A 23,791-nucleotide genomic window follows, 5' to 3' on the forward strand; every position below is an offset into this window, starting at 1 on the left:
ACAAGACGCAATAGATCACGATACTATAGTTGGATAGTCATAAAATAGATTGGTCAAAATCAGCATCTGTAGGTTCTATACGGTTTTGACTAGCGATTTATCTAGTATGTTGCGTCAGTATTTTATGATATTACAACGTTGGAATTATATTGGATAATGGAGAAGACGACAATGGAGAAAACTGCAAATACGTCAGTATTTCAATTACTAAAAACGTTCACCACAAACAAAGAAGCGATGTTAGGAGTGGGTATGTCGGTTCTCTTGATCTGCATCTGTACAAGTTGGTTTGCTCTAATATATGCAGGTTTAACCCGTTATCTGCTCATTATTACATTCCCGCTCTTCAATGGTATGTTCATCATATCAATAATACTTTTTGTGATCCGTGGGGTTAATAAAACTCTGATAACACTACAGACTACAGACGGCGGTCTTAGAAAGGCGCTTGTTCTTAGTTCAATGATTGCATTTGCTATTGTTCTGTCTTTGAATGTACTTTTTGAAATCATCTCTAGTTCTAGACTGCTGCGAAATTGGTTCATTGGATATTATTCCCAGATCAATTCATTTACATTAATTGATTATGTGCCTGATTCATTGACATTGTTTACGATCATTGTAGACAACCTTTTGCTATATTATCTGTTTGCCACATTTTCTATTTGGATTATTTCTAAATCGAAACGAATAAGGATCTCAACTGAACCTACAAAGAACTTGGCTATACTTGAAGGATTTATCTCGAAGGACTATTTCTTTGTTCTTGTCCTTTTGGGGATTGCTATTATACTTAATGCATCTGTTATCAATTCTACAATAACTTTTATGGGGTCACCATTCCAAGATGCTTTACCAATCATCTGGCTCACAGGTTCAGTGGTTTTTAACTCACTTCTTTCCTATTTGCTTTGGTTCTCAGCATGGAAGAACATCGATAGGAATCCACCAGTGATCGAATGATTTTCTTTAAATGAATTCGGCTACTCTTGAAAAAGTGCGTTTGGTGTTCTCCACCATTCGGGTTAAATCTGGTCAACTTCTATGTATAGGCTAAGTGGCCGCGCAGCCGATTAGTTCCTCAATCAGGCTAAGTTGGAGTTTCAGGTCAGTAAGGTTTATGCGTATTTGGTCTAATGATTGGTTGAGGATGGACTTCTCATGAGTGAAATGGGGCTAGTTGATCGTGCACTTGATGCACGAGTAGAGCTAGGTCGGTCGTCATAGACGTAATCTTTTGAGACTGAGGACTGCGCTGCTTGTGATCGCTGTGTTGTCACCATTGTGGGTCATGCCGCTCTCGGCACCAGTGGTCTCGGATGTGGTGGTGGTCATGCATCATGATAGTACCGTGAGGACTGCGGTCAGAACTATCACGGCAAATGATCCGCATGTACGAGTAGTGGAATATGGGTCCATTGATTATGCATTGACCATTCATCGGGCGTTCGGAAGAGTAGTGGAGGTGCCTAAGGAAGTCATCCTGTTCCTTGCGGCACGCACATTGTGAGTGTTCGCAGTCACTATGATGGTGCTTTCATCAGCTCGCCCCAAGTCCTGTGGTTCGGACCTCCTCTGAAACGAAGCGTTCCCTGTGTACGAGTGAAAACGGCTGCGTATATCACATTGCACTGCTTACGGAAAAGAAGCTTGGCGAACCATGGTATTTTCGAGAGCCGGAACAGGCCTGTCTCATCGAAAAGAATGACCGTATGGTGGGTGCCATTCAGCAGCAGCAGGAGGAGTAGATCAGACTCGCCATAATCTGTAATGCCGTTGGGCACGGCAGTCACTTGCATCCTCTCCACAGAGACCTGTGATCGTTGCGTGTAGGTTGGAGAACAGTGAGAAAAGTCGATGGGCACGTACGTATTAGGACGACTTGCACTATGCTGTTATCGGATTCGAGACCTTGTAGGATGTATTTTACCTCGATTGGTCCATTGTTGCGGATTTTTCACACAGCTCAGGATATTGGATCCATGTTTTAACTGTGTCATTTGTCAAAAACACGTAAAATAAATAATTACTATGATAGTCAATGTTTATCTACTATACAGGCTGTGTAAATTTGTGGGAGTCTTTATGGAGATTGATGCATTCTTCATTGAATGGTACTGGCTTATAGCAGGAATCATCATTGTTCTTTCTCTTTTCGTTATGGAATTAAGGGATCGAGGGCATTTTCATTTGAAGAGGGATCTTACTCGGTCTGAAGCTTGCTGTGCCTGTTTTATCATGGGCTTCCCTTGTTTCGGAGCTCTGCTTGGCCTTGCGCTTTATTTTCTTTATTTATCCATGGGGTCTCCAGCGTTTATGGATGGCGTATTCGATCTATTCTTCTTTTTGTATAGGTTCAGTGGTATTGCGTTAGTATCGATAATGTTTGCAATTCTGTTAAAGGAAGTCCATAAATCTTGGGGGATAATGGGCCTGTCAGCACTCGTCACGATACTCTTCTCCTTCATCTATGTCCTTGGATATTCTGGAGCGCCACAGGAGTTCTATGCTGATGTCTTGCTTAGCTATATGCCAATGATCGTATTATTTTCAATTGTTGAATGGCCAATCCAAGGAATTCTGTTAGGATTTCTTAGCGGTAAGATAAACCCGAAAGAGCTGGCACCACATACTTCACAGCACATTACCCATCACTATCCCGAGAAGACAATTTCAATGATCCATCACCTTGCTAAGCGCGTTGTGATCGATCGGGATAGCGCCTCCCTAGAGGCAATACTTGCTCTTCGTGATAAACGACCTGATGAGTTCAAGAGTGCTGTCACTGGCCTGACGTATCCTGATCTAGGCGAACATCTGACAGGGGACATTAGTAACGACACACAAGAGCTTCTGCTGCTCTTGAAAAAAGAACGACCAACCCGTTTAACCCGTATCATTGGGTTCTCTTTCCCGATCTGGGTTAGTCTCTTGTATGCTATGATCTGGACGTGGGACGTAATCCCTAGACGGACTTGGTTGAATTTCATATGGCCTCTGGTGTTCGTATTTTTTTTGATGGTGATTCTAAAGGTGGCATCAGACTCACAAGGCGCATCAGGTGCCGTATTTCGTATCGTCAGAAATAATGAGTCATTCCTGTTGACAGATCAAGAGTTTCGCCAAAGGTGTCTTCTTAATCGAGTTGTGTATGTTATTCTCACGACAGTCTTTCTAATCACATTGTTTGTCCACTATACTATTCTAAGCCCTACCATGACCATTCCCTTTTATGGCGTCGCCGTAACCTACCTGATTACAGTTCCCCTTGCACTACGCGATCACATGATAACTGGAAAGCGAAAGAGAGTCGATATCGTACAAAGAGTACTAGAGAAAGTACCAGAAGATGACGAAGATGAGGTTTCACTGATGCCTCCTCCCTCGCGCTCACCAGATGAATGGTCCGATCTATATCCTTCTATGCAAGAACGGAAGCCGTCCACATCTGAACGCCCGATGTCTTCTTCATCTCAAACGTCAGAGGTTTCACCTGCGCTTAACGAATTTCTGAAGAGGTTGGAGCGTCCGAGCTTTTCAGTGTATGAAGAACAGAAAATGAGCAATATTCTCATGGGTGTAAGCATAGGCTCACTCCTCAGTATTGCTATCACGTGGACGATCACTATCACGGGACCCAGTTCTTTCCCATTAGTGGTCCCAATTGTTGCAACGGTCATCGGAATCCCTGCAACATTGATCGCCGCAGCAATGTGGTACTTTGCCATTAAGAAGTACGGGATTCGTGGCTTGGGGCGGCACACCGTGTCCGCAATACTGTCAGCCGTGGAGATTGATAGTAATGGGATTGAGAACATCGGCTATGTTGCCGTTCCCTCGACCCCTGAAGAGTTCAAGGGATTAGGTTTTCGCCCTAGGATCGGCTATGGTACTCTTGCACGTAAAATGGGGCCTGACGTGACATGGCCCCGGGCCAAGCTGGAAGGTGCTCTGCAAGATTACCGTAAGATGAATATGCGTATTACTCTTCTCGCCGGATCGTTACTGACCGCGATTGGGCTGTTCTTAGTAATCGTGTTTGGGGGCGGAATGGATGCGTCTGCCTTGGTCCCGTTTGCTCTATTGGCCTTCGGGATCGTCCTGCTCTTATACTCCCTGTATCTGAGGACTCGCTCTAAGGAGGATTGGGTGTCAACCATTAGCTTATCAGACGCAGTCACTCTCCGTGAGACCTTCGATCAGATCGTTCAACTGATTCGATCTGAGAGCAAGTACTGCCTCCGGTTGTTGGTGGTTGGACAATATGACAATCTCTATTACACAGGCAGGATATTCATGACCACTGCCAACATTGAGCTTAAGGAAGCCGTCATCGTGCCAGAACATTATTGAATCTGCCTGAATGTAGTCAAAATTGATTGATTGCCGATGCATCTTGTTTTATCACGAAACTATGTATAATAACTATCCGATATTTGGTTCTTTTACCTCTTGATTATTCGAGCCATTTGTAGCCTTTGCTTCGATGAATTATCTCGGTGACTTTTACTTTTCTATCAATTACGAAATAGATTGCTCTGTACATTCCAATCCTCAAACGAAACAAAGGAGGATCCGAATGTATCCTGAGTTTCTTTATGTCTGTACCAGAACGTGAATGAAATGGATCTTGTGCAAGACATGCCAATGCGTCCTTGATTCGTTTATTTTGTTTAGACTCTAGAAGGCGCAGTTGAGAAACTGCAGTTTCTGAGAGAAGTACCTCATAGGTCGGCAAGAGGGACAAACTCCTCTTCTGAGAGAATCCGTTTTTGAGTTTCGGCGAACTCTAATTGTTCCGCAAACATAATGAGGCGTCGAATCAATTGATCATAGGTTTCTCCCTTTCGCCCAAATTTCTTTAGCAAATCCCTTGTTTCCTTTTTCACAGGGATTGTTGTTGTTTCACTCATCTCTATCACTACTTATAGTCTTGATAGTAACTTATAATTGTCGTGTTTTGAGATAAACCTGTTCGGCAGCATCTGCCCACCAACGGCAGTGGGTTGCAATTCTTTCTCATCGAGGGAAGAATCTGCTTGATCGGATCAAACGAATGATGCTTGAAATTGATGCTTTTTCAGACATATACCGATTATTTGACATTATATTAATTAATTGGGGAGAAACATTTGTCAATATTCTCGGGATCTTCCTCAACTGCTCTTCTCAATTCTTGAAGTTTAGTTGTGCTCATACTATAACTCCCTCCTCTTGTAATTTCTAACAGAGTTATATAGACCTTACATATGATCTCTGAAATGTGTTTCCCACAAAACCCGTATTATAATATTTAATTGCACGAAAATCATGACTGAGGGGGAATCGTGCATCTCTGAGCGATTTCTTCTATGGTGGGTGGCGGGACGCTACTTCAAACGGAAAACTTGACCCGTATGATTCCTCGTCGGTCTATCTGCATTCTTGAAGTCACATCATTGACGATTCAATTCCCATTGAGGTTCAACCGTTGGATGATCACCTTGACGAATTGGCGAATATCATCAAGGTCCTCGTTAATGAATTTGAAGACCAGTTTGTTGTCAATTGATGAATACATGTGAACAAGTCTATGACGGAATCTGACCATCATCATCATTTTTTCGGCCAATGAATCGTCTATGATCTTTTGGCGGTGAAGGATTCTGAACACTTCGGCGTAATTAGCAGGTCGTCCCAATCCACTACCTGCAACTATATGATTCGCAATATCGATACATGACTCGATTGCAAGATGTAGAGCACGTTCGGCCATCATTTGCGTCTCAAGGGACGAGAGATACGCTTCTAGGCCCTTTTCACTTGTCGTTCTGAGTAACAGAAGAGATTGTTCTATTATTGAGATTCGTGAATTGATGACTTCAGGATCGATCATTTGTTTGTTCCTCCATAAATCGTTTCAACATGTACCTGTCATATTCTTCCCAGAGCCGCTGCATGTCCTCGTATTCATCCCACGTCAGCCGCTCGAACTGAGCACGTTCAACTGGATTCTTGTCGTAGAAGAGAATTCCATCCCGGACAACACTGTTTCGAATGGCAACATCGGCTTGGTTGAGGCAGATGAGATCGACCTTGAGAATATCAAGCACCTCGGAAACGCGAATTGTCAGTCTCTTTGTCAAATCCATGCAGTAGGTCTCATCCGACGAATCCGCGATGAGAATGGCAAGATCAAGATCGCTCATTGGGGTCTCGGTGCCTTTTGCAACAGAACCAAAGATGTAACCCGCAATCACTCTTGGCTCGGCCTCTAATACGGGGATAAGCCTCTCAATGATCGTCTTGACCTGTTGTTTCTGCATCTGTATTCACCATATCTTAATCCGTGAATGATACTTCTCTGCTCATATCTTTCATGTATTATTGATCAGACTTGTTCATCTCACCATCGGAACGGTTAGAACATTTCGGTTTTCGGTTTTTATAAACGATTGCTGTTGTTTTTGCTAAGGGTTTTCACAATGATTTGTGGGCATTTGATAATTGGTCGCTTTTGGATACTCTGCTATAGATAGATTTGGAGATCCCTATATCGTAACGATATGCTGATGTGTATGAAGTCCTGATTTTATTGCTATAGGGCGTATAGAAGATCATTGCATTAGGATAATTGTGTTAAATTTATATTTTTAGGGTAATCTATCGAAACTCCTGAGTGAAGATTGTATTTATTACGTTTTAACACAGATCTTCTAAATGGGGCGGTATGATATGGTCCAAGCGGTTGTTGATCTGGACAAGGTGGATATGGTCTACGATTTAGAGAATGATGTGCTCTATGTGAGTTTTGGGCCAGTACAAGAAGCTGATGGCTCTGAGATGTTACCAAATGGGATCGTTGTCTGTTATAAAAATGGAAATCCAATTGGACTCACAATTGTCGGAAGAAACCATCCAAACTCGTAAAGCAGTATTAATTTAATATTTGGTGAATTCGAATCGTGGATGACAAAAGCACGAACAAATAAACATATCTTAGGACTTTGTAAAATCCTATGTCTTGAAACATTGCGTTATTTGTAAATATATTCTTATATGTCTTCCATCCAATTCACTCAATTATTAAATAATTTCTAACAACCCCCATTTGTTCTTGAAATATTCTACGTGTTTAGGCATGATATTCATGTTTCCGTTTATATTACTACTATTTTTCATATGGTTATCTCTTATTTCCTTCATGTGTTTCGAGGGGATTATCCAGAAATCTGGGGGATTAAATGGTGGAGATGCATTTGTTCGTATCAGTACAAAATAGAGTATGGGATCCACTTCAAAATTATTTATCAACCAACTCATATCTCCCATGGTTGTTCTGAATCTAATTCTGACTTTTTTGCCATTCGGTGTAGTAACGTGAACGTCTTCCCCTTTTTTAAAATCAGGTTCGAGTGAATATCCTCTCTGTAACAGCACAGCGATAAGAAAATGTTTACCAGTTTGATACGATCTTTCTCGGATGTTTTCAATCATTCATGTCTTCTCCCTGTTATTATGTTGATCTGTTGGATTATAGTTCAAATATTATTTAGAGTATTGCAATCTATGCTATTTTAATCCATTGATGGACTATTTTATTAATTGGCTTTTTTTTCTGAAACTGAATGAACCCAGAATATTGTTATAGTCTAATTATATTAGATTTCTGCAATGTTGTTTTGTGTAAGCCTTGTTTCGGTCGAGATTTCGGGGTAATTATTGGCAAAGTTTTCAAATGACATTTTAAGATAGTAAATGTTTTCAGTATCTCTGAAGAAACGGTAGAATCGATGATACTCTTCACTAATGTGGTGATTTTCTTTACCTTCGTGATAGTTGATTATATATATTTCTAACTTTGATTCTTTATTACTGAATCTTGCCATTTCCGCCCGTTTTAGAAGATATTTTATGTGGAAATCAGCGTCGGGAAATGAATACCCACAAAAGAAAATTCGATCTGCTTTGGATAGTACTCTTTCTGCTTGATACCATACTTTCTGAAAATGCACGTTTGTTAAGTTTTTAAAGTATGTGGGATACGTTAAGAACGGAGAAAGCGTTCCACGAGATTGCTTACATATAGATGAACCATAACCCTCAGAGGAGAAGTTTGCTTTATTTCCATCGGGTGTTCTAACCATTCTGTTACAAATAGGGCAATAGAGCCAATTTAATGACCCATGGATTTTATATAATTTCATTGTTAGCCTCTGTTTTGTACCACTATTTGCGCTATTGCAAAATTCTAGACCGTAATCGACTCTCATATTGTTACCAATTATGGCATTATCAATTAAAATATCATAATTTGTACTGACTAAGGAAACATTTTCGTAATAGTTATCCCTTGTAATATTACTTACAAGTGCAAAATGCGTATTTGATCTTTTGCTATTGATTAGCTTAAAACTTATCGTATCTATTATTGAGAATTTAATATCTTCCCTGATTTGAGCCAAATCTGATATGTTTGAGGAACTACGGATTGCAAACTGTTGGTCAACGGCTAGTGCCATTTCTATAATCCCAAATGCTTCTTCACAGGTCGGATACAAGAGTGTACTGCTATTATTTATAGGATCTATACCAAAGAATTCCTTGAAAAATTTCAATAATCTTTCGTAGCGCTCATTTCTAATCGTTTCATTGCCTAATTTCTTTGTAATATATTTTATTTTTGCGAAATATGTTTGAAACAGATTGGATTGTAACGGTGCTCCATCTGATGCCGAAGCACCAGCTCCCAAAAATATAACATCACTTTTGTCTGTGGGCGTCAATTATTTTACCCCAACTCACCTATTGGAAACTATTTCTTTTGTCATTACATGCCGAACGAGTATATATGTTATGATAATATCTATAATATCCACCAGTACAAACATCATCATCACAGACTCAAAAGCCCGTGGAAGTATCAATGCGTTCATCATATAGAAAAATGGGACAATTATGCATAGATTCAGGATGATGCTAATTATTAGAATATTATATGTTTTACCTGTGCCATAGAAGACACTTTTGAGATTCATAGATACTGCAAAGAGAATGTAGGGAATTATCTGCCACCAAAACATTACTGTGGAATAGTGTACAATCTCCGCATTCGATGTGAAGAAATATCCCATTGCATCTATAGCAAAGATACCTATGATTCCAAATCCTCCGATTATCAATAATGCAAGAATCACAGATACAGTGATGAGACTATGGATTTTCGATTCTCGATTTTTCTCATTAAGGTAGTTTCCAACACGAATGCTAGTTCCTTGTGAGATTGCAATCACCGGAATTAATGCAGTCCACATAATTCGTTGAAATAGTTGAAACCCTGCATATTGATTTGGTCCCATGAAATTAAGAACTTGCAGTACAAAGAAATAGAAAAAGTTCCGTACAAACGAATCGATTCCAGTCCATCCTCCTACTCCAAAGAGGGGTCGCGATTCGTGTAAAATCGATTGCAATCCCCATTCAGACAGTCGCATTTTTAGAGTCACTACTGATGCGATCAACGCCAATCCACAATATAGAACATTGGAGATTAGATATCCTATAGCGACTCCTTCGAGACCTAAATGAAGGGAAAATGGATACGGTGATACAAGGAAAATGTCAAGTACCATATTCACGGCAACATTAACAACAACTATTCCAAGAGCTAATTTTGCCCTATCCATTGATTTGAGCCCAACGACCAATAGTAGCGACAAAGAGGCAAAAGGTAATGCTATTGCGCGTAGAGATAGGTATGATACTGTCTGCGCGGCTAATTCAGGGGAGGTTCCAATAAAGTCTACAAATGATGACATATTTGCTAATATTATCACGGCAAGAGTTGTGGACAAAATAAGTTGAAGGGTTATTCCTGCAACGAATTGTCGTACCACCGAGTTACGATCTTTGTAGGACTGACTCACTAGTGCAAGTATTCCAAAAGGAATCGTTTCATTTACAATTTCAATTAATATTCCCATGAACTCGTACTGTTCAGCAATAGCAAGCGAACTGTAATCGATATGACCGATCCAATATGTGTTCATGATACTGTATATTCTTGGAATTAACAATGCAAGAAAAATGAATAGCATAAAGTCCCAAGGATATTTCTTTGACTGTTCCTTTATTTCTTTAATTAAAACCCTCAGTTTCACATTGCCCACTCCAATTAGCCTCACGACATTTTGATTGGTTCTACAATCCGGATAATATAGTTTTCCTGTTGCTTATCTTTATAATTGATATTTTATAAGGTTTCAACAAGATTTTATTGTAATAATGAATTACGTCAGCTGGTTGCGTGGATAGAAATGAAGGAGCTTCTGGAATTACCAATAGGTCCGGTGCAGCATCTGATCCTTCTCAGACAGTGGTTGGTCCCCACCAGCACTAAAAGCAAGCATCGAACAATGAATGATTTGGCCTCGAATTTGGCAAGTGTGCAGTACGATCCCATGCCTGTGATTGCTCAGAATCACTACATGGTATTTTGGAATCGGCTCGCAGTAGGCACTGATACCTTTCACTTTGAAGAATTGGACGAGGCGCTTTACAAGACACATAGCCTGCTGGAATTCTTTGGTCTGCGTCGGGTCACTACCATTATCCCCTCAACTGAATTTCCTCTGTATCGATCAGCAGCGCAACTTACTCTTGAGTAGGGATGGACCCAGCGGATTCAGAAGAGGACTCATTCGGCGAAAGCACGACAGATAATTGATCGGATAAGATGGGATGGCCCGCTGACCAAACGCGACATGACCACGGAAGACGAACGGCGACTTCTCTATACGCTCTTCTGGCTGGTCCCCGAGATCGTCATTGTGAATCGTCGCCCGGGGATTTTTCGAGAGGCCGAATATGCATGGGGGCCGGATGCTCTTCCGCATGTGGATTTTGATACACAGATGGACAAGGAGCAAGGTATCTTACAACTCCTGCACAGAATTGTTGAGGCCTTTGGACTTAGCACAGCCCGTCATGTGGCGTTCTGGTTTGGTTGTCGGGTCCGGGACATAACTCCCTTCATGGAGCAATTGGTTGAACAAGATCGAGTGGTGCCAGTGCGTGTCGCAGAACAGAAACCCATCTTCTATGTGACTCCCGAAGATCTGGGTCGGATTGAAGATCACGAGACCTTTACAGATGAGGCCGATTCGCCTCCGGTATTTTTTCTGACTCCTCTCGACAATCTCATTCGGGATCGAAAATGGCTGGAGCGATTCTTCGGTTATTCTTTCAAGACCGAGTACTTTCAAGTGAAGGGGATGAGGTGGCACACATCTATCCTCGTAGGCGACGAGTTGGTCGGGTTTATGGATCCGAAGGTCGATAGGTGAGCGCATGAGTTCATTGTCAAAGAGGTGGCCTTGCAAAAAGAGCTTGATCCGGTGGCCGTCAACTTACTCTTGGATCGGCTCAAACAACTGGCAATTGCTCACCGCTGTACTCGGATTCGTTTTCTGAAACCGCCAGATCTTTGGAAGTCCGTGCTCCAAGACTTGGGTGCTACTATCGAGCAATCTTCAACAGTGCTTGAACTCTAAATAGGAGAGTAAGACATCCACGTTTTAGTTTATTTAATTGTAACCTAGAGGAGATTTTGGGCGAAGAGATCCTCAATTCCAATACCGTTCTTCAAAAATATTTTAACTTCTTTATTGTCACCCGGTCAAGTTATCGTAGAAACCCCTTTTTTGTCCCGAGTGATGAGAAATATATTATCGAGATCCACATGTTTTACTATCTCAGGGTGGTCTGTGATCACGATGATTTGTTTTTGTTCAGATGCATTTCTCATCATGTCTACAATTTTTGACATGAGGTGTGGGTGAATATTCCGTTCGGGTTTTTCAATAATGATTAACGGTCTCTCTTCAAAGTATAATGCGACTGTTAGTGCCGTTATCTTAATTGTCCCATCAGAGATCAAGAATGAAGGCAAATATTGTTTCTCAAGGTATGTCTCCTTTACTTTGATCAGCGTCTTGCCAGAAGACTTCTCGATATCAAGTCTGTTAATAAAAGGTAGTATATCCTTTACCAAATCAAGCAATTTTCTTCTTTGATCTTTGTCTGCAATTATTTTAGTAATAATAATCGGGAGATTACTGCCATCTTCTTCTAGATTCGCTTTTCCGGTTATTGGAACGGCTCTTTTGGACAGTTCCGGATCAAAATTATATCGTGTAATGACCTCTAAGTTTTTTCTTAGTGGGCGAATGAACAAGAGTGGTAGATGTAGTAGCAACTCTTTTTCTGAGATCAGTGTATCTGATCTATAAATCGGTGGAAAAAACTCCTCTTTTGTTATTTCTAATCCCTTGGGACTGATTACTTCGATCTCTACTTTTCCTTTTACGCGAGAAAAGACGATTGTCCCTCGTCCAATATTTTCTTCTTTAAGTTTTTTATTTTCTCTTCTCACTCTAATGAATCTACACTCAAGTGTCAGTATATCTCGTACAATTTGATAACCCCGATTGTTTTCATTGAATTTTAATGCGAACTCGTATGACACCTCTATTGTCCGGATTTCGATTTTTGCGTCCTCCGGTTTTTTCATAAAATGACCGAATCTATCCTGTTCGTCGGCGACTATTTTCAAAGAGAATTCTTCAGACGATCCTATACTCATATTGCATAGGTACTCGATACCACCCTGCAAAGATATTGCGTTTTCCAATCCCGAACTAATTATGTCCTTCAAAAATTGGAAAATCTGTACAAAGTTAGATTTGCCCGAAGCATTGGCCCCAATAAATACATTAAATTTCTTGAAATCGATCTCCACATATTTTAAACTTCTAAAATTCGTTACCTGTATTCTCTTTAGCACCATATTTTATCACATCTGGAGCCTTAGACGGTGGTGTGTGAAAAGTCCCCACTGATGGAACCATCCATATAAAATAGATTTTGCGGGGCCTCGTATATGATAACATTGTAGTATAGGTCGTCCCACTACTTACATAATCATCGATTCTTCACACTGCTCCACTTAATTGGAACAAGATTTGTATTCAAGTTTACTTGCCATAACTAAATTATTAGAAAAACCACTCAGATTCATCTGAAAAATCAATTTTCATTTATATTGCGTTCCAGATCATAAGTAAAGGATCCCCGTTTTAGAGCCTCATTTGGGTCATACCACCTTGACTCAAAGAAGGTTGCGATCTCTTGTGTATAATTCCAAAGAACTTTCCAATCGATAGGATGTTTCTCTCTCAGTTCGCGGATAGATTCTTTATCTCTTCTCTTGTCTTGTGGTAATCTTTTTGCATGTCGTATTGCAAACACATTATCAATATCTGTTAGACGACAATCTTCTGGGGTCATATCTACATATTCAACAAGAACATAGTATTTTGCAACAGGTACTCCCATTTTTAGTCGAGAAGCAGTCCCACACGCTTCTTGAAACATTGTCTTATCGAGATTTGTTTTACATTCAGTCGCTATAACTGCTATGACTGTATTTCCTGTTTTGGTGAATTCGTGTTCGAACTTTGGATTCGTCGAAAGTTTATAATATATTTGTTTACCTACCACAAAATCCTGATCCTTCTCTTTGAGAATGACTTCGGGTATCGAATCAAACTTTTTAATACCTGTTGGATAAAATGCCAATGACATAAATGCAGTCTGTGGACCATAGGAGAGAGATGTGCCTGACAATGAAGAAATGGTCTTCGGGGAGATTAGATGTATTAGAAACTCTTCAAGAATTGTATTTTCAATTTTAAGCTGCCCTTTCTGACGCCACAATAACTCAGAACCTTTTTCAAATATAATATCGAGTTCGACTCTGTCTTTATACTTGTTTAAAGTTGAAACAAGAGCCTTGACTCTTTTCTTTCCAGTAGATTTTATTTTTACCATTGACTCGATCCAATCATCATATTCCGTTTTGATTAATCGGAATAACTCCCAGTCTTCTTTTATTTTTCATTTTCGAGTGCTTTTTCTATCGCGTTACCATTGAGGGGTTTGATTCAATAATCACAACCTCACCAAGATTATCTAACAGAGGCGACGGTTCCACAGATTCTATTGAGGAAATGGCAATTTCCAAGTCATCTAACGATCCGGCTTCTCGAGCCTGATCTCTAAGTTGTTTGAGTATAAACTTAGCAAGCTCACGACAGGCCTGATAAACATCCGGTAATATTTCTTTTCGTGGCGTTAGATGGATAATATCCTCGAATATTTCGACACCATAATTATTCTTGAAGTGTCTCTCTTGATGAAGCGCCAAGCTAAGGCCTACACAATGAGCAATCCCAATGATTATGTGATCGTTTCTGAGGTTAACCCCTCTCACTCTTGATTCTCTTCCGATAACAATGATAATTCGTCCCTCATCTGATACAACACGTTTCATTTCAAGCATGGCCTGTCCCATATCCAATATGTATTGGACTATAGTGCGAAAGCGATTGCCGCGATTCTTCCGATTTGCTCCAAATTCTGATCTTGCCAAGTCTAGTACATTCCACCCTATTAATTCAATAGCATTCCGGTTCTGTTGATGGTAATTGAATACATTGACATATGGGGGGGAAGTGAATATTAGATCAACAGTATTATCACGTACAGGTAGACAGCGGGCGTCTTGAAGATAAGCTGCAAAGTAACCCTGAGTGACGGGCAGATTACGAATTATCGTGCAATGTCTCTCAAAAGCAGACCAGAAATCGACTGCCCCCCACGAATCTCCTTTTCGCATCATGAGCATGAGTGAATTCATTAATATATTACGAATAGGTGGATTATCTTTATGTTTTAAAATAAGATCGGCCAATATTCTTTCAATGGACTTGTCCATTTGTGTGGTGTGTGCGTGTGATAGTAATGTTCCGGTGGATGATATAGCCTCATTCAAGATGTTTCTGCAACGCCGAATCTCATTAATCCTCTCAGTTCGTGACATCGAGATGAACTGGCAGGTCTGCGCCATCTCAATGGCTCCCACGTTAATGTCAGTACCCACTGCATTTAGACCTAGCCGCGCCGCTTCGAAGATTGTGGTTCCGCAGCCCACAAACGGATCAACAATGAACTGACCCGGTTTGGCGAAATGGCTCAATATTGTTCTTACAAAATCAGGCGAGAATTGCCCCTTGAATGAGAAGATATTGTGATTTCTTCCATTTTGGAGGTCTAAATCTTCTTGGTTGATTTTATCTTTATCTATCCCTTTTAGTATGTACTCGTTTATGGCCTTACCAAAATCAGGTTTCAAGGTCTTCTCGACTCTTCTGTATAAATAGGACTTTTTACTTTTTCGTCTTCTCGACTTCGTAGAATGAACGTTGTATACATCCAATGCTATTTGTTTATATTTTCTGTCCACAAAGAACATTTCCCAATTCGTATTTATATCTGTAAAGGCGATTATACTATTTATTCACAACCTAATCGTGGATTATTCGATCAAAGTGTTTACCATCTAGTGATACAAGTATATCGTTAATTGTAAGTTGGACTTTCTTGGACAGTAGGTCCATAGTCCGCCCACCAACGGCAGTGGGCAATAGCAAACTTACCATCAAAGTGAAGGTCATACGTGAGCTGTGGTCGGAGGTATTTAAACGCCTATCAACAATGTCCCGATATGTCCAAGTTTTACGTAGCTGTTTGTTACCCTTCTCCTTCTACTATGATGCACTACCACAATAGTTCGTGCACAATGAAGGAGACCTTTACTCAACATAGACGCATTCACATTGTATTCAATTATCTCGCCCGGAAAAAAGTCTGGGGAACTGCACTCCTACAGTCCCCCTAAGTTCCTACTACGAGCTTGCCTTTTTCATCTGAAGTACGACGATCACTACAATTACTACTCCCAAGATTCCGGCTATTCCTACTACGATCAGTGGGGATAGTCCCTCGCTAGTAGTACCTGTGGGTGACGTGGTACCCGAAGTTCCAGTTGTCGTTGTTCCTGTGCCAGTCGTAGTCGTTGTAGTTGTCGTAGTCGTTGTAGTTGTCGTAGTCGTTGTCGATGTGTGTTCTACAACGTGGACCATGGTCGTGTAGGCTGTTGAGTGCCCCGGTTGATCATAGACCACGATTGTAAAGTTGTACGTACCGAGGCTGAGGCTCGACAATGAAATCTCGACCGTATCCGTTGCATCGTACGAATCTGATGTGTACACTGTTCCATTCTGGTACACGACGTAGGTGTTCGGGAACACATCCGCGAGCTGCCACGAGAGGGTCTCCGACTGCCCGACCTCGATCGTCATCTCCGATACTCCTGTGACGGTGGGCGCATTGTCATCGACTTTGAAGACATACGTCTGAGATGCTTCATTTCCTACAACGTCTACAGCATAGACGTAGAGTGTCTGCTCGCCATCGCCCGCCGGAACGGGTATGTTGTACGGACTGCTGATCGTCGTGTTTGAAGTCTGAGAACTCCAGCGATAGCTGACAGTATCAAGGTGGTCATCCGTGACGGTGACTGAGATACTTTCCGAACTTGTGATGAACGAGTGGTCTGGTGGGGTGACGAGGTTGATCACGGGAGCATCGGTGTCAATGTAGAAGACAAAGGTCTTCTCGGCCAAGTTCCCAGCAGTGTCGTTTGCTCTCACGACGAGAGTGTGTTCGCCACCAGCAGAGGGGACCGTTGTCGTGTATGGATCGGCCCAAGTCCTGAAGGCTGCACCGTCCCACGAGTACAGCACCGTATCGACATCGGAGCCGCCTATGGCCACATCAACAGTGACTGACTGAGTCGACACAGAGTTGTTCGTCGGGCTCTCCAATGTGATCGTTGGGGGAGTTGAATCTGTGTTGAATCTGTACAATGCAGAGGCCCAGTTGTCCGCAGAATCGCGAGCATACACATTCAGCGAGTGCCAACCGTCACCAGTTATCAGTGTAAGGTCGTACGGGCTGCTAAGTGTTGAGTTGGCCCCGCCGTCCCACGAATAGAGTACTTCGTTGACACCTGTTTCTCCATCCGAGACCGATAGATCAATTGTGGTGCCGGGCTGGTTGGTTGTTTCGTTCGCCGGTGATCTTAGTGTGATTGTGGGTGCTACCGTGTCCATACCGATCTCGGACACAAAGGCATCAACACTGCCTCCAAGGGTGCTGTCATAGGGCTTCTGTGTCTGGAAGTCGGAAGACTTAGTTTCACCTGTGATGAAGAGCGTACCGTTATTCATTACAGCGATTCCACGACCCTTCTCATCACCCGTTCCACCAAGATATGTGGACATCTTCAGGCCACCTGTACTATTGAATCTCAAGATACACGCTTCATTGTTGACAGCCGTTGTGTCAAGAGCATTATAGAACGGCCAGTCGTCATCACCCGCTGAACCGGACACGAATATATCATCAGCAGCACTAAATGCCGCATCACCACCGTATACGCCATATGCTCCACCAAAGTAGGTACTCCAGCTGAATGATGAACCGTCTGACGCAAACCGCGTGATGAAGAGATCATAGTTACCGCCATTTGAGCTCTGGTATGCATTCTTAACTGGAAAGTCGGTTGACATTGTGCTTCCAGTGACCACAATACTTCCTGCGGAATTAATACCAATACCAGTACCATACTCTACGTTGGCACCACCGAGATATGTGCAGAATCTAATGGTACCGCCACTTGTAAAGCTGGCCAGAAAGGCATCGCTTGTTCCTCCAAGGGTTGTGTCGTTGGCATTATTGACTGGAAAATTTGAGGACCACGTTGTACCGACAACGCCGATATTTCCATTTCCATCAATCTCGACATCGTTTGCTTCATCAGAGTGAAAATAATCCGATGATAGACCATCGCCTCCAAGATAGGTTGAGAAGATAAGACCAGTTCCCGTGGAGTTGAACTTGGTGACAAAGGCGTCCAAATATGACGCCTTAGTGCCCTGATAGGCATTGACTGTTGTAATACCATTTGTAACGCCTGTAATCACGGGTTCGCCTGAATTAGTGATGGCAATACTCTTTGCACTTGTGTCATCAGTGCCAAAGTAGGTAGAGTAGACGAGTCCAGTGCCTGTGCTGTTCAACTTCACGAGGAATGCGTTGTATCCACCTGTCAGACTTGAGTCATATGAATTGGCGCACGGGAAGTTACTGGAATAGGTGACCCCGGTCACGTAGACATTACCATTGGTGTCAACGGTTATTCCGTATCCCATGTCATCACTGCTGCCGCCAATATAGGTACTCCAGATCAGTGTACCCGTACGCGGATCCATCTTTGTCACGAAGACATCATGGTTGCTGTTCCAAGATGTATCGTACGCATCGGCTGGGAAACCGTTTCCGTCGGTGTAGCCTGTGACATAGATATATCCTGAAGAGTCTACTTCAACGTCATACCCCGAGTCCGCACTGCCTCCACCAAGATAGGAGCTAAATAGAAGCCCATAGTCCAGTTTCACGTTAAATCTGAACGTTGCCATTGAAGAGTGGCCGAGTGTGTCATATGCGTAGACGTATAGCTCAGCCCAACCAGCAGCGAATGGAATGTGCGTCAGATATGGTGAGAAGAATGTCTTGTTTGAAGACCACGTGGACCAGCGATAGAGTACGTAGTTCAGATGTGGCTCTGTGACATTAACATGGACTTTCACGCCCGAATATTGAAGCGTATTATTTTCTGGAGTGATCAGACTGAGCAGAGGTGCTGTGTCATCGCACACAAAGGTGTAGACGGTGGACGCCCAATTTCCTGCTGTGTCATTCGCATAGACATAGAGAGTATGACTTCCGTCAGGGGACATCATGAACACATTGTACGGATCGTAAAGCGTACTGTTGCTATTACTGTCCCAATGGTAGAGTGCCGTGTCAAGTTCCACATTATCGCTCACGGACATGTTGATGACGCTTCCCGACCGGGCCACTGAACCGTTTGCAGGCGAGTTCAGCGTGATCGTTGGTGCTTGGGTATCATTGAAGATCTGTGTCACGAAGACATCCCGACTACCTCCATATGACTGATCAAAGGCATTACGAGTCGGATAGTCCGAAGATGCAGTCTGACCCAAAATAGTGATGTTACCATCATTCGTGATTGCAACGTCATATCCGTAGTCTTCACCCTCCCCACCAAGGAATGTGCTGAACTTGAGCGACTGTCCGTCCGCCGCAAATTTAGTGACTGCCACTTCGGCGACCGCTACGTCAGTTTGAATGGCATTCTTAAATGGATAGTTCGTACTGCCTGAGAAGCCCACGACATACATGTTTCCTGAAGAATCGACAGCAACGTCTCTAAAATCATCGATGTTTGATCCTCCAACGTATGTTGCATATCCAAGCGAACCGTTGGGTAATACCTTAGCAAGATACCCATCTCGTGATCCTCCTAAACTGGAGTCGAACGGATTAACGAGTGGAATATCTGACGACTCAGTGTAACCGACAAGGTAGGCCGTACCTGTTGGATCCACGGTCAGTCCAAATCCAAATTCTGCGTCCGTGCCACCATAATATGATGAGTAGGAGATGCTTGAGAAATCGGCAAGGATCTTTGTGATGAACGCCTCATCAGAACCCTGTGAAGTATCGAACGCATTCACCCGTGGGAAGTTTGAGGATTGCGTAGTACCACAAACGTAGATGTTGTTGCTGCTATCTATTGCAATATCAAATCCCCATTCAACGCTTCCGCCGCCAAGGTACGTGGAGAACCGGAGGCCATTCCCTGTGTTATTGAATACAGTAACAAAGGCATCTTGCGATCCATTGAGTGAGCTGTACAGTTCGTTGGCGAGATCGAAATTCGCAGATTCGGTCGTACCTGTAATGTATGCATTTCCACTGCTGTCAACTACTATCTCTCCAGCGGAGTCTTTATCATCGCCACCCAAGTAGGTGGAATAGAGCAGGGTCGAACCATCAGAACTGAGCTTGGTCACGACTATATCATAGTCGCTCTGTTTGGTTGACTGATACGCATTGACGACCGGATAGTCGTTGCTACTTGTGGATCCCACAATGTAGATGTTACCTGATCCATCGACTGCGATTCCATTCCCGTATTCATTTAACGACCCTCCCATGAATGTACTGAACACGAGATCACCGGTCAGGGTCATCTTTACTATGAATATCTCAGTACTACCACTGAAAGTACTATTGTATGCATCCTTCAGCGGAAAATTCGAAGAATACGTCCGTCCAATCATATAGACATAGCTACCATCAACATAGACATCGCCGGGTTCCTCTTGCCCGCTTCCGCCGATAAACCCGGACATTGTTATGACCATTGGGTCGATCACTAAGGTTTCATGTTTGTCATAGTTGCCGACTTGGAAGCCATATGAGTCGCTGCTCTTCTGGACGAAGACGCCGTTAATGGTCTGGCCATTTTGCAGCATGAGTAGATCTGATTCACCATAGGCAGTGACACCGTTGGTCACCGCAGTCACCTGTGTGTTTTCAACAACGACCTGTGTCCCTATAATCACTACTTCGATCTGGTTAGGGTCGGCCCACGGATGGACAATAAACTCGCTCTTGAGACCACGTTCTGTCATGTAGTATCGCAAGTCGATTCCATCGTAGATATTGCGATAGATCACGTCATCAAATGTGGGAATGTTAGTGTATTGCAAATCGCCAATGAAGTAGTTGATAACATGGGTCTTTTTAGCGGCTCCCTCTGGTTGTACATAGTTCGCTCCACGGAATGAGACCTCTGTAGTGAAGTGCTGACCATCCGGATTGGTCACTACGATTCGTACTCTCGAGGGGAGAAAACCCACTTGGATCCCATTAGATCCAACATAGTACTTCAAATCGCTATCCGGCGCCTGTCCGACGTTCTTAATAAAGCCACCAAACGGTATCGTTGGAGTCCGTGCTGCTGCTGAACGATCTACTACATTATTGTTCATTGTTGGAATATTCTTCATTGCATTAACAGTAGCTCCCTCCCCAGTCGAACTGGGCACTGCTGCAGTTAATCCTATAGTTAGTGTGCTCTGTAAAAGTAATATTAAGATAAATAATAGGCCTTTATGGCTCAAAGGAACACCTTCTCCTGAATCCTGACACAGGAACCTATCTTTGGGTGCGCAATGGCACAAACGAATATAAATAATCGCTGATTATTATCATGATTCATCAGAGGTCGTGTTTCACAATGCACTTTCTTTTCGGTATCATGCTTTAGTTTTATTAGATCAGTTCAATCCGCAGGTCTCATTTTTCTTGGATCTATGTTTGTGTGTTTCTCTGGTCTGTACTGTGGTGATTCAACTATTGTCGCTACAAATTTAAGTGGAATATCTTGCCTTTTGGACAGAGGTTCGCCACGAGATTTGATAGGAGGGCGTTTTGAGTATGATCAAGCTCGAAGAACTTTTTGAATTGGTCCGGAACCGGACAGGATTTCTTGTTATCTTTGCGATGATGTTACCTTATGCAGTCCAGATCATCGAACTGAACGATGGAACCCCTGCCTTTGTCTTTATCTCACTAATAGGAGTTGTAGTGGGGGTTATTGTTTTTGAAGGAATTACGTTCGATATGCAATTTGTTGGTCTTGGATTATTCACATCGGGATTTTACTGGTTAATCGGATTGATATTCTGTGCGCTGAATATTATGATGATCCGTGTTCTCTGGCTGTATTCTGAGGATCGGAAGAAACGGAATGAGGTAATTGTCGCAGCACTTTATTTTTCGGCAATTCCATTGTTTCTTGGAGGTGTCATGGGACTATTTCCGCTGCCGTTTGTTGCTGGTGCAGTAATTATTAAATTATTCGCCGAGAATAACCTACCGCCTGTAATTGTCGAGTCTGATATTGAGCCGGACGAGAAAATTCATGGTCAAGTCACAATATCCGAACACGAAACAATTGCATCAATCGAGTCGGAGAGTGCTTCCGTAGAGGGGTTACCAATTGCTACGGCTCCGATGCCAGAAAAAGAGTTTGATGAAACAATGGTCAGAGAGTCGCCTACTTTTTCCGAACGACTCCCCCGCTTCTTTGTTCATGGTCTCGCATTTTCGCTCATTGATCTTGTCTTTAGTCTTCTCTGGCCGATTGTCTTGGGCACTTCGATTGCGACAGGCTCGATATTGGGTAATGTTATATTACTTAATTTATTGGCATTCTCAATGGCTGTATCACTCATCGGTATTGGTCTCATCAATGCATGGATCTCTGAGCGAGTGTGGCACATCAACTGGAATTATGGACTTGGCTCCCTTTTGTTTTCGGGAATTATCCTGTTTGCTGTCACTCAGATCTTGATAAAGCCCTTCAGTGCACTAGCCGGAATATTTCTCGAGAGTTCCTTGCTTTTGGTGGGCATCATTATCTTCATCCGTTATGGGGTTCTCTCTATATTTATCGGAATGCTTGGATATCTGCTTGGTGATTATTTGCAACGACGCAAGGGCGCAGACTATTGAAGTGCGACCACGGTACGATGAGGAACACTCTCCTGATGGCTATGCATCGCTCGTATCACAGACTTTATTTCAGTAACAGTAGTGACTTACATGCACTTGTGCTTTCCATGAGTGAATGAGAGTAGGATGTGCCGCGAACTGCCAAATAAAAAACAGAATGGTAAAGAGGATGCAGGTGGCTTGATAATTGCCATTGGAGTTCTCTTTATTGTATTTCTCGGGATTCATACTATCTATCTTTTGATCCCTATTTTTGTGTTGGTCATTGTTCTCATTTCTACATTGACCACTGAGAACAAGATTAAGGCTAGGACATCAGAGCGTCACAGGGTCTCGGATGTTTCCTATGCTAACTCGTACACCGAAAAGCCAATCTACGACCAGTGGCGCCGAAAGGAAAAAGGAGTTTCACTAGGGCTTCTCATTCCAATCTTCATTCTGGGAATGTTCTTTATGAATGCGGATTTCAGCTGGCCTTTTCTGATTCCCCTCTTTGTTCTTGTCACCATTTTCTTTGGAGATTTGGTAAGTGACCGACGACGAGGCGAACGAGTCCGCACTGTTCTCACGGAGAGTCACGGGCGTACGCTCTCCGAGATTGCCGATGGTGCTGGGCTTCCTGAAGACCAGGTGATTCAACAAGTTGTTCACGAAAAGCGTCGAGGAACGGCTGATGTCTGGTTTGATCCCGCGACTGGTGTTGCAACTGATGAACATTTTCGGGATCAGGTCGAGAGACCTGCAAGAGGGACTTGTGTCTACTGCGGTTTCGCGCTCCGGGATGATGATCGTTTCTGTCCGTATTGTGGTGCTCCAATCCGTGGGAGTTAGAGCCAGATCTTAGTCTGGTTCTTTATTACACAGTCACTTTGGGTCACGCATGATTTGTGTAGTCCTGCTAATTTTGTTTCATAAAAACCGTTGACTTCCTAGTTATAACGAGTCTTTACGTGTTCAATTTTTCAGGATATAAAAATAGCTGGTTATGGGGGTTGCAACATCAGCAACCAAGGTTGATTGTAGTATTAGTGCTGCAAACAATAGTCCGCGTTCAAGTTTCCATCGGCTCACTTGAAACGTAGTGTATTGACCTGTTGGGTGATTAGGGCCGCCTAACTATTCAATAACAGTTGCCACCCATTCGAGTTCAATGAGCAGTAGCTTTTGGTCATCGCTACGTGGTGGTGGTCTGAAGCTTCTTCTGCGGTTCGGAATACCGCTCGTAAGAAAAATGTTGTAGTTTAACGTGTTTGTCCTAGAGCAGAGGAAAAAGTTTGCAACAGGCTCGTATATGCATCTTAGTACACTTGCAGTAGATCACGAGAAACAGGGACAAGGTTTCTGTAGCAAGACCGTGCGGCCCATATTTGCATACATTGACGAGGTCAGACTCCCT

General features: G+C 42.7%; 19 protein-coding genes and 1 pseudogene. 8 read left to right on the forward strand and 12 right to left on the reverse strand.

Annotated elements, in window-relative coordinates; genetic code table 11:
• The first annotated feature begins 171 nt into the window (after window positions 1–171).
• Both K9W43_13945 and K9W43_13950 read left to right on the forward strand, forming a co-directional pair.
• The gene (locus K9W43_13945) at window positions 172–963 is read left to right on the forward strand and encodes a hypothetical protein (protein ID MCF2138330.1); all 792 of its coding nucleotides are present in this window, start codon (window positions 172–174) and stop codon (window positions 961–963) included.
• Between the two features lie 274 nt (window positions 964–1,237).
• Window positions 1,238–1,510, forward strand: a complete 273-nt coding sequence (locus K9W43_13950; protein MCF2138331.1) for a hypothetical protein — start codon at window positions 1,238–1,240, stop codon at window positions 1,508–1,510.
• 13 nt (window positions 1,511–1,523) lie between these two features.
• Here the strand turns inward: K9W43_13950 and K9W43_13955 are convergent, their stop codons facing one another.
• Window positions 1,524–1,793 (reverse strand): hypothetical protein, encoded by a 270-nt coding sequence (locus tag K9W43_13955; protein ID MCF2138332.1) that lies wholly within the window; start codon window positions 1,791–1,793, stop codon window positions 1,524–1,526.
• A gap of 292 nt (window positions 1,794–2,085) precedes the next feature.
• On the opposite strand from K9W43_13955, the gene K9W43_13960 reads away from it, so the two are divergent.
• A complete protein-coding gene (locus K9W43_13960; GenBank protein ID MCF2138333.1) occupies window positions 2,086–4,353 on the forward strand; it encodes a hypothetical protein in 2,268 nt (755 codons plus the stop codon).
• Between the two features lie 103 nt (window positions 4,354–4,456).
• Here the strand turns inward: K9W43_13960 and K9W43_13965 are convergent, their stop codons facing one another.
• From K9W43_13965 to K9W43_13980, 4 genes are all read right to left on the reverse strand, one after another.
• Window positions 4,457–4,738 (reverse strand): type II toxin-antitoxin system RelE/ParE family toxin, encoded by a 282-nt coding sequence (locus K9W43_13965; GenBank protein MCF2138334.1) that lies wholly within the window; start codon window positions 4,736–4,738, stop codon window positions 4,457–4,459.
• Window positions 4,725–4,913, reverse strand: coding sequence for a hypothetical protein (locus K9W43_13970; GenBank protein ID MCF2138335.1), 189 nt, complete (start codon window positions 4,911–4,913; stop codon window positions 4,725–4,727). The genes K9W43_13965 and K9W43_13970 overlap by 14 nt, the downstream gene beginning before the upstream one ends.
• Window positions 4,914–5,446: 533 nt before the next feature.
• Window positions 5,447–5,875 carry a DUF86 domain-containing protein gene (locus K9W43_13975; GenBank protein ID MCF2138336.1) on the reverse strand — a complete coding sequence of 143 codons (429 nt, stop codon included), beginning with the start codon at window positions 5,873–5,875 and terminating at the stop codon, window positions 5,447–5,449.
• Window positions 5,862–6,305, reverse strand: a complete 444-nt coding sequence (locus K9W43_13980; protein ID MCF2138337.1) for a nucleotidyltransferase domain-containing protein — start codon at window positions 6,303–6,305, stop codon at window positions 5,862–5,864. The genes K9W43_13975 and K9W43_13980 overlap by 14 nt, the downstream gene beginning before the upstream one ends.
• A gap of 394 nt (window positions 6,306–6,699) precedes the next feature.
• Between K9W43_13980 and K9W43_13985 the strand changes: the two genes are divergently transcribed.
• The gene (locus K9W43_13985) at window positions 6,700–6,909 is read left to right on the forward strand and encodes a DUF2283 domain-containing protein (GenBank protein MCF2138338.1); all 210 of its coding nucleotides are present in this window, start codon (window positions 6,700–6,702) and stop codon (window positions 6,907–6,909) included.
• Window positions 6,910–7,065: 156 nt separating this feature from the next.
• On the opposite strand, the gene K9W43_13990 is transcribed toward K9W43_13985, so the two are convergent.
• The 3 genes from K9W43_13990 to K9W43_14000 all read right to left on the reverse strand — a co-directional run bounded on the left by K9W43_13990 (window position 7,066) and on the right by K9W43_14000 (window position 10,139).
• The gene (locus K9W43_13990) at window positions 7,066–7,476 is read right to left on the reverse strand and encodes a hypothetical protein (protein ID MCF2138339.1); all 411 of its coding nucleotides are present in this window, start codon (window positions 7,474–7,476) and stop codon (window positions 7,066–7,068) included.
• A gap of 164 nt (window positions 7,477–7,640) precedes the next feature.
• Window positions 7,641–8,765, reverse strand: coding sequence for an SIR2 family protein (locus K9W43_13995; protein MCF2138340.1), 1,125 nt, complete (start codon window positions 8,763–8,765; stop codon window positions 7,641–7,643).
• Window positions 8,766–8,780: 15 nt separating this feature from the next.
• Window positions 8,781–10,139, reverse strand: coding sequence for a polysaccharide biosynthesis C-terminal domain-containing protein (locus K9W43_14000; protein ID MCF2138341.1), 1,359 nt, complete (start codon window positions 10,137–10,139; stop codon window positions 8,781–8,783).
• A 255-nt stretch (window positions 10,140–10,394) separates the two neighbouring features.
• Here K9W43_14000 and K9W43_14005 point away from each other — a divergent pair.
• Together K9W43_14005 and K9W43_14010 are read left to right on the forward strand one after the other, a co-directional pair.
• Window positions 10,395–11,324 (forward strand): annotated as a pseudogene (locus K9W43_14005) (winged helix DNA-binding domain-containing protein).
• Between the two features lie 30 nt (window positions 11,325–11,354).
• Complete coding sequence (locus tag K9W43_14010) at window positions 11,355–11,531, forward strand: hypothetical protein (protein ID MCF2138342.1); 177 nt, start codon at window positions 11,355–11,357, stop codon at window positions 11,529–11,531.
• Between the two features lie 125 nt (window positions 11,532–11,656).
• Here the strand turns inward: K9W43_14010 and K9W43_14015 are convergent, their stop codons facing one another.
• The 4 genes from K9W43_14015 to K9W43_14030 all read right to left on the reverse strand — a co-directional run bounded on the left by K9W43_14015 (window position 11,657) and on the right by K9W43_14030 (window position 20,924).
• The gene (locus tag K9W43_14015) at window positions 11,657–12,826 is read right to left on the reverse strand and encodes an AAA family ATPase (GenBank protein MCF2138343.1); all 1,170 of its coding nucleotides are present in this window, start codon (window positions 12,824–12,826) and stop codon (window positions 11,657–11,659) included.
• A gap of 239 nt (window positions 12,827–13,065) precedes the next feature.
• Entirely contained in the window at window positions 13,066–13,869 is an 804-nt protein-coding gene (locus K9W43_14020; GenBank protein ID MCF2138344.1) for a Bpu10I family restriction endonuclease, read from the reverse strand.
• Between the two features lie 85 nt (window positions 13,870–13,954).
• Window positions 13,955–15,352, reverse strand: coding sequence for a site-specific DNA-methyltransferase (locus K9W43_14025; protein MCF2138345.1), 1,398 nt, complete (start codon window positions 15,350–15,352; stop codon window positions 13,955–13,957).
• Window positions 15,353–15,785: 433 nt separating this feature from the next.
• Entirely contained in the window at window positions 15,786–20,924 is a 5,139-nt protein-coding gene (locus K9W43_14030; protein ID MCF2138346.1) for an SBBP repeat-containing protein, read from the reverse strand.
• Window positions 20,925–21,315: 391 nt separating this feature from the next.
• Between K9W43_14030 and K9W43_14035 the strand changes: the two genes are divergently transcribed.
• Both K9W43_14035 and K9W43_14040 read left to right on the forward strand, forming a co-directional pair.
• Window positions 21,316–22,395, forward strand: a complete 1,080-nt coding sequence (locus tag K9W43_14035) for a hypothetical protein (protein MCF2138347.1) — start codon at window positions 21,316–21,318, stop codon at window positions 22,393–22,395.
• 126 nt (window positions 22,396–22,521) lie between these two features.
• Entirely contained in the window at window positions 22,522–23,226 is a 705-nt protein-coding gene (locus tag K9W43_14040) for a zinc ribbon domain-containing protein (GenBank protein ID MCF2138348.1), read from the forward strand.
• The last annotated feature ends 565 nt before the right edge of the window (window positions 23,227–23,791 follow it).

The organism is Candidatus Thorarchaeota archaeon (assembly GCA_021498125.1).
In the GTDB taxonomy this organism is placed as follows: Archaea; Asgardarchaeota; Thorarchaeia; order Thorarchaeales; family Thorarchaeaceae; genus B65-G9.

Bases quoted from the DNA above. Each gene is read 5' to 3' on its own strand.
- K9W43_13990 (MCF2138339.1), bottom strand. From the start codon at position 7,476: ATGATTGAAAACATCCGAGAAAGATCGTATCAAACTGGTAAACATTTT.
- K9W43_14025 (MCF2138345.1), bottom strand. From the start codon at position 15,352: ATGTTCTTTGTGGACAGAAAATATAAACAAATAGCATTGGATGTATAC.
- K9W43_13945 (MCF2138330.1), top strand. From the start codon at position 172: ATGGAGAAAACTGCAAATACGTCAGTATTTCAATTACTAAAAACGTTC.
- K9W43_13975 (MCF2138336.1), bottom strand. From the start codon at position 5,875: ATGATCGATCCTGAAGTCATCAATTCACGAATCTCAATAATAGAACAA.
- K9W43_14040 (MCF2138348.1), top strand. From the start codon at position 22,522: ATGTGCCGCGAACTGCCAAATAAAAAACAGAATGGTAAAGAGGATGCA.
- K9W43_13985 (MCF2138338.1), top strand. From the start codon at position 6,700: ATGGGGCGGTATGATATGGTCCAAGCGGTTGTTGATCTGGACAAGGTG.
- K9W43_13960 (MCF2138333.1), top strand. From the start codon at position 2,086: ATGGAGATTGATGCATTCTTCATTGAATGGTACTGGCTTATAGCAGGA.
- K9W43_13980 (MCF2138337.1), bottom strand. From the start codon at position 6,305: ATGCAGAAACAACAGGTCAAGACGATCATTGAGAGGCTTATCCCCGTA.
- K9W43_14020 (MCF2138344.1), bottom strand. From the start codon at position 13,869: ATGGTAAAAATAAAATCTACTGGAAAGAAAAGAGTCAAGGCTCTTGTT.
- K9W43_14015 (MCF2138343.1), bottom strand. From the start codon at position 12,826: ATGGTGCTAAAGAGAATACAGGTAACGAATTTTAGAAGTTTAAAATAT.
- K9W43_14035 (MCF2138347.1), top strand. From the start codon at position 21,316: ATGATCAAGCTCGAAGAACTTTTTGAATTGGTCCGGAACCGGACAGGA.
- K9W43_13970 (MCF2138335.1), bottom strand. From the start codon at position 4,913: ATGAGTGAAACAACAACAATCCCTGTGAAAAAGGAAACAAGGGATTTG.